The sequence below is a fragment of the Streptomyces sp. NPDC094147 genome (genome assembly GCF_044764265.1).
In the GTDB taxonomy this organism is placed as follows: Bacteria; Actinomycetota; Actinomycetes; order Streptomycetales; family Streptomycetaceae; genus Streptomyces.
This window is the reverse complement of the sequence record NZ_JBIWHT010000046.1, coordinates 20,736-31,045: the sequence shown is the minus strand read 5'-3', so window position 1 is coordinate 31,045 and position 10,310 is coordinate 20,736. Positions and strand designations below refer to the sequence as shown.

The 10,310-nt window shown below is 70.6% G+C and carries 7 protein-coding genes and 5 tRNA genes; 2 read left to right on the top strand and 10 right to left on the bottom strand.

Going from position 1 to position 10,310, the window contains the following annotated elements; all coding sequences use genetic code 11:
- The first annotated feature begins 266 nt into the window (after positions 1–266).
- Positions 267–983: an IclR family transcriptional regulator NdgR gene (gene ndgR, locus ACIQ8J_RS33740; protein WP_005311436.1), complete on the top strand. Its 717-nt coding sequence runs from the start codon at positions 267–269 to the stop codon at positions 981–983.
- A 172-nt stretch (positions 984–1,155) separates the two neighbouring features.
- Here the strand turns inward: ndgR and ACIQ8J_RS33735 are convergent.
- The 10 genes from ACIQ8J_RS33735 to ACIQ8J_RS33690 all read right to left on the bottom strand — a co-directional run bounded on the left by ACIQ8J_RS33735 (position 1,156) and on the right by ACIQ8J_RS33690 (position 5,992).
- Positions 1,156–1,228: transfer RNA gene (locus tag ACIQ8J_RS33735), tRNA-Glu, on the bottom strand.
- A gap of 51 nt (positions 1,229–1,279) precedes the next feature.
- Positions 1,280–1,351: transfer RNA gene (locus tag ACIQ8J_RS33730), tRNA-Gln, on the bottom strand.
- Positions 1,352–1,367: 16 nt separating this feature from the next.
- Positions 1,368–1,440: transfer RNA gene (locus tag ACIQ8J_RS33725), tRNA-Glu, on the bottom strand.
- Between the two features lie 61 nt (positions 1,441–1,501).
- Positions 1,502–1,574 (bottom strand) — tRNA-Glu (locus tag ACIQ8J_RS33720).
- 21 nt (positions 1,575–1,595) lie between these two features.
- A tRNA-Gln gene (locus tag ACIQ8J_RS33715) sits at positions 1,596–1,667 on the bottom strand.
- 88 nt (positions 1,668–1,755) lie between these two features.
- The gene (locus tag ACIQ8J_RS33710) at positions 1,756–2,475 is read right to left on the bottom strand and encodes an HAD family hydrolase (RefSeq protein ID WP_403277653.1); all 720 of its coding nucleotides are present in this window, start codon (positions 2,473–2,475) and stop codon (positions 1,756–1,758) included.
- Positions 2,476–2,540: 65 nt separating this feature from the next.
- On the bottom strand, positions 2,541–3,212 hold the full coding sequence (locus ACIQ8J_RS33705; protein ID WP_403277652.1) for a DUF4241 domain-containing protein: 672 nt from the start codon (positions 3,210–3,212) through the stop codon (positions 2,541–2,543).
- Positions 3,213–3,420: 208 nt separating this feature from the next.
- Positions 3,421–4,899 (bottom strand): glutamate--tRNA ligase, encoded by a 1,479-nt coding sequence (gltX, locus tag ACIQ8J_RS33700; RefSeq protein ID WP_403277651.1) that lies wholly within the window; start codon positions 4,897–4,899, stop codon positions 3,421–3,423.
- On the bottom strand, positions 4,892–5,668 hold the full coding sequence (locus tag ACIQ8J_RS33695; RefSeq protein WP_403277650.1) for a fumarylacetoacetate hydrolase family protein: 777 nt from the start codon (positions 5,666–5,668) through the stop codon (positions 4,892–4,894). Before ACIQ8J_RS33695 ends, gltX begins: the two co-directional genes overlap by 8 nt.
- 135 nt (positions 5,669–5,803) lie before the next feature.
- The gene (locus ACIQ8J_RS33690; protein ID WP_403277649.1) at positions 5,804–5,992 is read right to left on the bottom strand and encodes a hypothetical protein; all 189 of its coding nucleotides are present in this window, start codon (positions 5,990–5,992) and stop codon (positions 5,804–5,806) included.
- A gap of 584 nt (positions 5,993–6,576) precedes the next feature.
- On the opposite strand from ACIQ8J_RS33690, the gene ACIQ8J_RS33685 reads away from it, so the two are divergent.
- Positions 6,577–10,308, top strand: a complete 3,732-nt coding sequence (locus ACIQ8J_RS33685) for a nitrate- and nitrite sensing domain-containing protein (protein WP_403277648.1) — start codon at positions 6,577–6,579, stop codon at positions 10,306–10,308.
- The last annotated feature ends 2 nt before the right edge of the window (positions 10,309–10,310 follow it).

The following is a 10,310-nucleotide window of genomic DNA, read 5'->3' as shown; positions in this document are numbered from 1 at the left end:
CAGGTGCAGATCGATGAAGAGAAGATCGGGCTCGCCCTCGGCACGCCTGACGACATGATCGTCCCAGACCTTCTCCGCCAGTGTCCTACCCATCGCCTTCCCTCCGGCCGGCGTCTTCGCCGGCACTACTAGAGACCGATTGCCCATGCCCGTACCGCACGCCCCGGACGAAGGCCGGATCCGTTGTACGGATCGCCAGTACAGCTTGACGACTTCCGGAGAAAATTGAACTTGCGTTTCACAGAGTGAGACGCGAATATCGTTGCATGGACAACTCTAGCGGCGTCGGCGTTCTGGACAAGGCTGCCCTTGTCTTGAGCGCCCTGGAGTCCGGTCCGGCCACCCTCGCAGGTCTGGTCGCGGCCACTGGGCTCGCACGACCCACGGCACACCGCCTCGCCGTGGCACTGGAACACCACCGGATGGTGGCGCGGGACATGCAGGGCCGTTTCATCCTCGGCCCGCGCCTCGCGGAGCTCGCTGCGGCGGCCGGCGAGGACCGCCTGCTGGCCACGGCCGGGCCGGTACTGACGCATCTGCGCGATGTGACGGGCGAGAGCGCCCAGCTCTACCGCCGGCAGGGCGACATGCGGATCTGCGTGGCGGCCGCCGAGCGCCTCTCCGGCCTGCGCGACACCGTCCCGGTCGGCTCCACGCTGACGATGAAGGCCGGCTCCTCCGCCCAGATCCTGATGGCCTGGGAGGAGCCCGAGCGCCTGCACCGCGGCCTCCAGGGCGCCCGCTTCACGGCGACGGCCCTCTCCGGGGTACGCCGCAGGGGCTGGGCCCAGTCGATCGGCGAGCGCGAGCCGGGCGTGGCCTCGGTGTCGGCGCCGGTGCGCGGCCCGTCGAACCGGGTGGTGGCCGCCGTATCGGTCTCCGGTCCCATCGAGCGCCTGACCCGGCACCCGGGCCGGATGCACGCCCAGGCGGTCATCGACGCCGCGGCGCGCCTGTCCGAGGCGCTGCGCCGCAACGGCTGATCTCCTACTGCCACTTCCCGGCCCACCGCTTCAACGCCGCAGCGGTGGGCCGGAGGTGTGTCCGGGGCCACTCAACTGATCGCGCGCGGCCGGGAGTTGACGGTGCGCCACTCCTGCGTACGGGCGCACGAAAAGGCCCTCCGCATGATGCGGAGGGCCAATTCTCTGTGCGTACCCCCGACCGGATTCGAACCGGCGCTACCGCCTTGAGAGGGCGGCGTGCTAGGCCGCTACACAACGGGGGCCTGCCTGCATTTCGGACCTTCGATGAAGATCCAGGATCTTGTAATGACCCGCTGGGCTACCAGGACTCGAACCTAGAATGACGGTACCAGAAACCGTAGTGTTGCCAATTACACCATAGCCCATGGTGGTTTAGACCAGTACCCCCGACCGGATTCGAACCGGCGCTACCGCCTTGAGAGGGCGGCGTGCTAGGCCGCTACACAACGGGGGCCCTAGCGATCCTGCATCGGATTCACCGGGTGCGACCCTGGTGATCCCGCGGGAAGGATCTGTACCCCCGACCGGATTCGAACCGGCGCTACCGCCTTGAGAGGGCGGCGTGCTAGGCCGCTACACAACGGGGGCGTTGCAGAAAAGCTCTGCGAGCTGGGCTACCAGGACTCGAACCTAGACTAACGGAACCAGAAACCGTCGTGCTGCCAATTACACCATAGCCCACCAAAGCGCAACTCCCGTTGGGGGTTTTGCTCGGCTTACGCTTTCGGTTCCGGGCTTTTCTCCCGCTCCCCTCGGCGCAGGAAGAACATTACCCGAAGGTGTCCGGCGCTCCAAAACGGGTATCGAGGCGCAGGAGGTCAGGGAGCTGGTCGAGCCCGGTGATCCGGATGAGTTCGGGCCGCCCGCCGGTCCCGGACCGGTCGAGCCAGACCCCCTTGAGCCCCGCCTCGACCGCCCCGCGCGCATCGATGTCCGGCTGGTCACCGACGTATACGACGTCTGCCGGGGGCAGCCCGAGCGCCTCGCACCCGGCGTGGAAGGCGGCCGCCTCCGGTTTGGCGATGCCCAGTTCGGCGGCGCACAGCAGCGCCTCGAAGCGGTCGCGCACGCCCAGGATCCGCAGTTTGCGCTCCTGGTTGCGCAGGGAGGAGTTGGACAGGATCGCGTGCCGGTAGTCGGCGGCGAGTACGTCGAGGACGGGCAGCGCGTCCGGAAAGAGGCTCCAGGCGGCTTCGTAGTGCGCGATGTGCCGCTCGAACCAGGCGTCGGCGTCGTCGTCGCTCATGCGCTCGCCCAGGAAGGACCGCACCCGGTCGCGCCGCTGCCCGTGCCAGTCGGTCTCCCCGGCCGAGAACCGCGCCCAGTGGTAGGCGGTGACCTCGTCCCAGCTGTCGAGGGCCGCCTCCAGGGAGTCGTACACGCGGGGCAGGCCCTCGATGTCGAGGTGGGCGCGCATGCCGGAGCGGGAGGCCGTGGCGTAGTCGAAGATCGTGTCGTCGATGTCCCAGAGGACGGCGCGGATGGCCATGCTTCGAGCTTAGATCGTGCGTCCGGGCCGCGGACGGCGTTCGCGCACAGTACGGACGGGCGGTCTCAGGGCGTGAGCGCCTCGGCCGGGACGACGAAGAAGTCGGTGACGAAGCAGGTGATCGCGCCGCCGTGGTCGCGGCCTATCCAGGTCGGGTAGGCGCCGTCGCCCCAACCGGAGCTGAAGGCGATCAGGTTGTGGCCCGAGGCCGGGTCGGTCACGGTGTGCGGGCCCGGGGACGGCGGGACGGTGTCGAAGGCGTCCCAGAGCGGCCCCTCGTCGCCCTCGCAGTCGGGGAAGGACCCGTCGGACCCGGCGTCGTAGAAGCAGCCGGTGCCCGCGTCGACGCCGTACCCGAAGAACTCCTCGTCATCGAGCTCGGCGATGTCCTGGCCCGGCTGGAGCGCGAGCTCCCAGGAGACGGTGGGGGCGTCCTGGATGACGAGCCGCGCGGCGGCCACCCGCAGGTGCGGGGTGTCCGGCTCGGGCTCCCCCGGCCGGACGAGCGTGGCCACGGCCGCGTCCACGCGGTACCGCCCCGGCTCGACGGCGGCCGTGAACGGCTCGGCCTCGCCGAATCCCAGCGAGACGAACGGATCGCAGGCGATGACCCGCCCGGTGTGCAGCCACAGCTCCCCGCCGGCCACCACGGACAGCGTGCCGGTGGTGCCGGACTCCTCCGTGAAGGTGTTGCCCGGGGTGAAGTGCCAGGAGAAGTCGGGGGCGGGCATGGGCATGAGGGTCTCCCGGTGTGACAGGCATGGCGGCAGCGGCGGTTCGCGACTCCACGAACATAACTCGCCGCACTGACAACGGCGTCGGGGCGGCCCCCGCCCGGGACCTGTTCTGCCGCAGGGCCAACTTCCGTACGGTTGAGGCACGCAGAAGCACTGAGGGGCGCCGGCCTCATCGGCCGGCGCCCCTCAGTCACGTACGTACGTACGCCTACGCCGCCAGCTTCGACAGCGCCGCGTCGATCCTCGCCAGGGTCTTCTCCCTGCCCAGGATTTCCAGGGACTCGAAGAGGGGGAGGCCGACCGTGCGGCCGGTCACGGCCACCCGGACCGGGGCCTGGGCCTTGCCCAGCTTCAGGCCGTGCTCCTCGCCCGCCGCCAGGACCGCGTTCTTCAGGGACTCCGGCGACGTCCAGTCCGCCGTCGAGAGCTTCTCCTTCGCGGTGCGCAGGAGCGCGTCGGAGCCCTCCTTCATGGCCTTCGTCCAGGACGCCTCGTCCTCGACGGGCTCGGGGCGGAAGAGGAAGTCGACGTTGGCCGTGATGTCGGAGAGGACCGTCACGCGGGTCTGGGCGTGCGGGGCGATGGCCTCCCACGCCGCCCGGTCGAAGTCCCCGGGGGCCCAGTTGGCGTGCGGGGCCGTCAGCCACGGCTCGCAGGCCGCCGCGAACGCCTTCACGTCCAGCAGGCGGATGTGGTCCGCGTTGATGGACTCGGCCTTCTTCAGGTCGAAGCGGGCCGGGTTGGCGTTGACGTCGCCGATCTCGAACTTCTGCACCATCTCGGAGATCGAGAAGACGTCCTGGTCGGCCGAGAACGACCAGCCCAGCAGGGAGAGGTAGTTGAGCAGGCCCTCGGGCAGGAAGCCGCGCTCGCGGTAGACGTTCAGGGACGCCTGCGGGTCGCGCTTGGAGAGCTTCTTGTTGCCCTCGCCCATGACGTACGGGAGGTGCCCGAAGGACGGGATCTCCTTGGCCAGGCCCAGCTCGATCAGCGCCTTGTAGAGCGCGATCTGGCGCGGGGTCGAGGAGAGCAGGTCCTCGCCGCGCAGGACGTGGGTGATCTCCATCAGGGCGTCGTCGACCGGGTTGACGAGCGTGTAGAGCGGGGCGCCGTTCGCCCGGACGATGCCGTAGTCGGTGACGTTCTCCGCCTGGACGGTGATCTCGCCGCGGACCAGGTCCGTGAAGGTGGTCGCCTCGTCCGGCATCCGGAAGCGGACGACGTGGCTGCGGCCCTCGGCCTCGTACTCCTGCTTCTGCTCGGCACTCAGGTCACGGCAGTGGCCGTCGTAGCCGGACGGCTTGCCGGCGGCGCGGGCCGCCTCGCGGCGGGCGTCGAGCTCCTCGGTGGTGCAGTAGCAGGGGTACGCGTAGCCGCCGGCGAGCAGCTTCTCGGCGACGTTCTTGTAGATGTCCATGCGCTGCGACTGGCGGTAGGGCGCGTGCGGCCCGCCGATCTCCGGGCCCTCGTCCCAGGTGAAGCCCAGCCAGCGCATCGAGTCGAGCAGCTGGTTGTACGACTCCTCCGAGTCGCGCGCCGCGTCGGTGTCTTCGATGCGGAAGACGAAGGTGCCGCCGTGGTGCCGGGCGAACGCCCAGTTGAACAGGGCGGTCCTGACCAGGCCCACGTGGGGGTTGCCGGTCGGAGAGGGACAGAACCGTACGCGTACGGGAGTCGCGTTAGCCACGCTTGATCACCTTGTTGGTGAGAGTGCCGATGCCTTCGATGGTGACGGCGACTTCGTCGCCGACGTTGAGGGGGCCGACCCCGGCGGGGGTGCCGGTGAGGATGACGTCGCCCGGGAGCAGCGTCATGGCCTCGGTGATGTGGACGACCAGGTCCTCGATGGAGCGGATCATGTCGCTCGTGCGGCCCAGCTGGCGCTGCTGGCCGTTGACGGTCGCCTGGATGGTGAGGTCCGTCGGGTCGAGCTCCGTCTCCACCCAGGGGCCGAGCGGGCACGAGGTGTCGAAGCCCTTGGCGCGGGCCCACTGCTTCTCGCGCTGCTGGACGTCGCGGGCGGTGACGTCGTTGGCGCAGGTGTAGCCGAAGATGACGTCCTTGACGCGCTCGCGCGGGACCTCGCGGCACATGCGGCCGATGACGACCGCGAGCTCGGCCTCGTGGTGCAGCTCGCTGGAGAAGGAGGGGTACTCGATGGCGTCCCCGGAGCCGATCACCGAGGTGGTCGGCTTGAAGAAGGCGACCGGCACCTCGGGGACCTCGTTGCCGAGCTCCTTGGCGTGCTCCGCGTAGTTGCGGCCGATGGCCACGACCTTGTTGGGGAGCACGGGCGGCAGGAGGCGGACCTTGCTCAGCGGGACCTTGGTGCCGCTGAGCTCGAATTCGCCGTACGGGATGCCCTTGATGATGTCGAGTACGAGACCGTCGGGGCCTTCGCCCTCGACGGCTCCGAAGGCGACATTGCCGTCGATGGAGAACCTGGCGATGCGCACGAGTGCTGTCGCCCCTCACTTCGCTTAGCTGGTACTGGCTGGAGTCTGACGCTCCAGGCTAACGCGGGCGGGGGCACCGGCTGTGCGATTGCTCCGCGGCGCGACCTGCGGCGGACCGCGGTCCGGGCCGTGCGGTCAGTTCGCGGCTGCGGCCTCGACCGGGGCTTCCATCAGGATGGTGCGGCGCGGGTTGGCCGTCTGGGTGGGGAGGTCGACGGTGTGCTCCGGCTGGGGCGCCCGCTGCAGCTCCTCGGCGTCCGCGAGGTGGGCGAGGGTGGTGCGGCGCGGGTTGGCTATGTTGCGGATGATCATCGTCGTCTTCATCTCTGCTACGGACCCTGTCGGTACGGGCGCGCGGGGGCGCCGGTTGTCGGATTGGCCATCCCTGTAAAGCGCCAGGCTAAACATTCGAATTCCCGGCAAAGGGCCCGAGAGACGACGATCAATGTGTGAGTTTCCTCACGAATCAAGCCACAAAAGGGAAATAACGGTCCGTCAACTGACGATCCAGGAACGGACATTCCAGTACTGAACCTTTCATTCCGCTCCTGATCATCGCGACTGGGACACCCCCCACCCGTAAGCGACTCGTAAGCAAAAGTCCGTTTTCTCCGTGATCACTTTCTACGTCTCGTGACACGCCCATCACAATGTGTCACCCAGGTCACAGCCCAGTACGCGGGCCTTGTTGGAGATCCGGCACTGTGCTGGAATTCCACGCACCGCCGCGGGTCACTGACCGGACCGGCGCGCAGGGGCGCAACGCAGCGCCGGTGAGCGGCGGGAGGGGGAGCAGGACAAGCGCCGGTCACTCAGACCACACAGGGGGCGCGCAGTGCCCCCCATGACGCCGACACCGTCCCATCCGTCTACGCGGGGGGACGCCTGGTCCAGAGGTTGCGACGCTAGTGCAGGGACGTTTCAAGAGGGATGGCAGCGCTGCGGCGGAGCAGGAGCCGCAGGGCGGGACTGGCCCCAGAACAGCCAGTTCCTCGCCCCAGCACGCCCAGAACCCCCGGGGCCCCGAGAACCCGGCCGCCTCGTCGGCCGGCGAGACGAGCGGCCCGACAGCGCGCACCGGCGGGCCTTCCGGCCCCACCGGCGGCGAGGAGCCGAAGGCTGCCCAGAAGCCGACGGGCCCCGTCGACACCGGCTCCCGAATAGCCCTGCGCAACTGGCGCATCTCGACCCGTCTGGTCGCCCTGCTCGCCCTCCCCGTGGTCGCCGCGACCACCCTGGGCGGGCTGCGCATCAACCAGTCGATGAACGACATGCAGCAGCTCGACCACATGCAGCTGCTCACCGACATGACCAAGCAGGCGACCGAGCTCGCCGCCGCGCTCCAGACCGAGCGCGACGACTCGGCGGGCCCGCTCTCCACGCAGACCTCCGACGCCCGCGTCCAGACCGACCGCTCGGCCACCGACCTGGTCAAGAAGTCGTTCATCAACGCGACCCAGGCCGTCAGCGGCACGGAGAACGACGCCGCGCTGGAATCGATCCGGCGCAACGTCACCAACATCGCCATCCAGCTCCAGGACCTGGAGAACATCCGCCGGACCGCGTACAAGGACGGCTCCACCAACTCCCAGACGGTCGAGTCCTACAGCCGTCTCATCCGCGGACTGCTCAGCCTCTCCCAGGACATGGCGCAGGCCACCTCCAACCCGGAGATGATCAAGCGGACCCGTGCGCTGGCGGCCTTCTCCTCCGCCAAGGAGTACGCCTCGGTCCAGCGCGCGATCATCGCCGCCGCGCTGCCGGCCACGAAGGACAAGCCCGGCAACCTCCTGGAGCCCGACCGCCTCTACGCCAAGGCCGCCCAGGACGGCGAGCGCCAGGACCTCGCCTCGTTCCAGAACGTGTACGAGGCCAACGGCGGCAACTCCACCGAGCTGATGGCCCCGCTCGACAAGGGCAACTCGGAGATCACCGCCGCCAACGCGTACTCGCAGCGCGTGCTGAAGAACACCGGCGGCATCAACCAGGAGCAGCGGCGCTCGTACCTCGACTGGTACGACCAGGACTCCAACAAGATCAACCAGATGAAGACCATCGAGCAGACCCTGCTCGGCGAGATGGAGCAGAAGGCGCGCGATCTGCGCGACTCCTCGCAGCAGGACGCGATCCTCAACGGTGCGCTGATCCTCATCGTCCTCGGTGTCTCGCTGGTCGGCGCCTTCGTGGTGTCCCGCTCCATGATCCGCTCGCTGCGGCGCCTCCAGGACACCGCGACCCGGGTCGCCCAGGACCGCCTGCCCGAGCTCGTCAAGCAGCTCTCGGAGTCGGACCCGCAGGACGTCGACACCTCGGTGGAGTCGGTCGGCGTGCACTCCCGGGACGAGATCGGCCAGGTGGCCGCGGCCTTCGACGACGTGCACCGCGAGGCCGTACGACTCGCCGCCGAGCAGGCGCTGCTGCGAGGAAACGTCAACGCGATGTTCACCAACCTCTCGCGCCGCTCGCAGGGTCTGATCCAGCGTCAGCTCTCGCTCATCTCCGAGCTGGAGTCCCGCGAGGCCGACCCGGACCAGCTGTCCTCGCTGTTCAAGCTCGACCACCTCGCGACCCGTATGCGCCGTAACGGTGAGAACCTCCTCGTCCTCGCCGGTGAAGAGCCCGGCCGCCGCTGGACCCGCCCGGTCCCGCTGGTCGACGTGCTCCGCGCCGCCGCGTCCGAGGTGGAGCAGTACGAGCGCATCGAACTGGCCGCCGTGCCCGCGACCGAGGTCGCCGGACGTGTGGTCAACGACCTCGTGCACCTGCTCGCCGAGCTCCTGGAGAACGCGACCTCGTTCTCCTCGCCGCAGACCAAGGTCCGCGTCACCGGTCACGCGCTGCCCGACGGCCGCGTCCTGGTCGAGATCCACGACACCGGCATCGGCCTCTCCCCCGAGGACCTCGCCGCGATCAACGAGCGGCTCGCGTCGCCGCCCACCGTGGACGTCTCGGTCTCGCGCCGCATGGGTCTGTTCGTGGTCGGCCGCCTGTCCCTGCGACACGGCATCCGCATCCAGCTGCGCCCCTCCGACTCCGGCGGTACGACCGCGCTCGTCATGCTGCCCGTCGATGTCGCCCAGGGCGGCAAGAAGGTGCCCGGCAAGGCGGGTGCCCAGCAGCCTCAGGTCCCGGCCGGCCAGAGCGGCCGTCCCGGTCTCGCGGGCGGTCCGCCCTCGCGTGCCGGGCTCGCCGCGGGCCCGCTCGGCGGCGGCCCGGGTGCTCCCGGCGGCCGGCTCGCCGCGGGTGCTCCGCGCGGCCAGGTCACCGGCGGTACGGGACCGCGCGCCGCGCTGCCGCCCCGCAACGGCGGCCCGCAGCAGGGCCAGCCGCAGGGCCCGCAGCAGGGCCAGCCGTCCGCCTTCGGCAGCAACCCGGTCGCTCCCCCGGCCGCGCCGCGCCGTGGCGACCGTCCGATCACCCCGCCGCCCGGTGCCCCGCGCGCCGAGCTGCCCGGCGGCAACCCGCAGCCGCAGCCCGCCCGGCCGCAGGCCGCGAGCTGGGGCAACGACCGCCCGTCCGGGCCGAGTTCGGCCCTGGACGCGCCGCGCGGCCACGAGGAGCCGGAGCAGCACACCGGCCAGTACCCGCGTCCCGCGCTCGACGACCGCCAGGGTCCGGGCTCGACCGCCGAGTTCGCCCGCCCCGACTTCGACGGTCCCCCGCCGGGCACCGGCCAGGACCAGTCCTCGACGACCGGTCAGTTCGTCCGCTCCGACGTGTTCGGCACGCCGGCCGCGCAGGACCCCTCGGCGACCGGGCAGTTCGAGCGCCCGGGTGCCTACAACGGGTACGGCGACCAGTCCTCGAACACCGGTCAGTTCGCCCAGCCCGGCCAGGGCGGCGACACCGGCCAGTACGGGCGCCCCGCAGCCGATGAGCTCCAGGGACCGGGGGCGACCTCCGAGTTCGCCCGCCCGGACTTCAACGCGCCCCGGCCGCCCGCGCCGCAGCCCGCCCAGCCGCAGCAGTACCAGCAGCAGGCCCCCCAGCAGGGCCAGGACTTCGGTCCGGGTGCCCCGCGTCAGCGCGAGGACTTCGGCGCCCCGCGCCGGCCCGCCGCGAGCCTGCCCGCGCAGCCCCAGCACGAGGCGCTGCCGCCGGCCGGTGCCGGTGACGGGCGCACTCCGCTGTACGACACGCTGGAGACCAACTGGTTCCAGCAGCAGGGCCAGCAGGGCGGTCAGCCGCAGCAGAGCGCTCCGCAGGCGCCCCAGGCTCCGCAGGCGCCCCAGCAGCGGGCCCCGCAGGGCAGGACGGCCGAGCCGCGGCAGCAGCCCCCCGCCGAGCGCCGCCCGGTCCGCGAGGGCGGCGCCGCGAACGGCACGGACGGCTCGGGCGGCCCCGGTACCTGGCGCAGCTCGCCCAACGACGACCTGGTCCGCCAGGCCGAGCGGGCCCGCAAGCCCGCCGCCGGCGGCGTCACCACGTCCGGACTGCCCAAGCGGGTCCCGCGCGCCAACCTGGTGCCGGGCACCGCACAGCAGCAGAACCACCAGGCAGGACCCCAGGTCTCCCGGGCGCCGGACGATGTCCGCGGCCGGCTGACCAATCTCCGCCGGGGCATCCAGCAGGGCCGGCAGGCCGGCAACGGCTCAACCGGCAGCTTCCACGTGGACCCCACTCACCAGCAGGAGCGTTAGTT

Bases quoted from the DNA above. Each gene is read 5' to 3' on its own strand.
- ndgR (WP_005311436.1), top strand. From the start codon at position 267: ATGGACAACTCTAGCGGCGTCGGCGTTCTGGACAAGGCTGCCCTTGTC.
- ACIQ8J_RS33690 (WP_403277649.1), bottom strand. From the start codon at position 5,992: ATGAAGACGACGATGATCATCCGCAACATAGCCAACCCGCGCCGCACC.
- ACIQ8J_RS33710 (WP_403277653.1), bottom strand. From the start codon at position 2,475: ATGGCCATCCGCGCCGTCCTCTGGGACATCGACGACACGATCTTCGAC.
- ACIQ8J_RS33705 (WP_403277652.1), bottom strand. From the start codon at position 3,212: ATGCCCATGCCCGCCCCCGACTTCTCCTGGCACTTCACCCCGGGCAAC.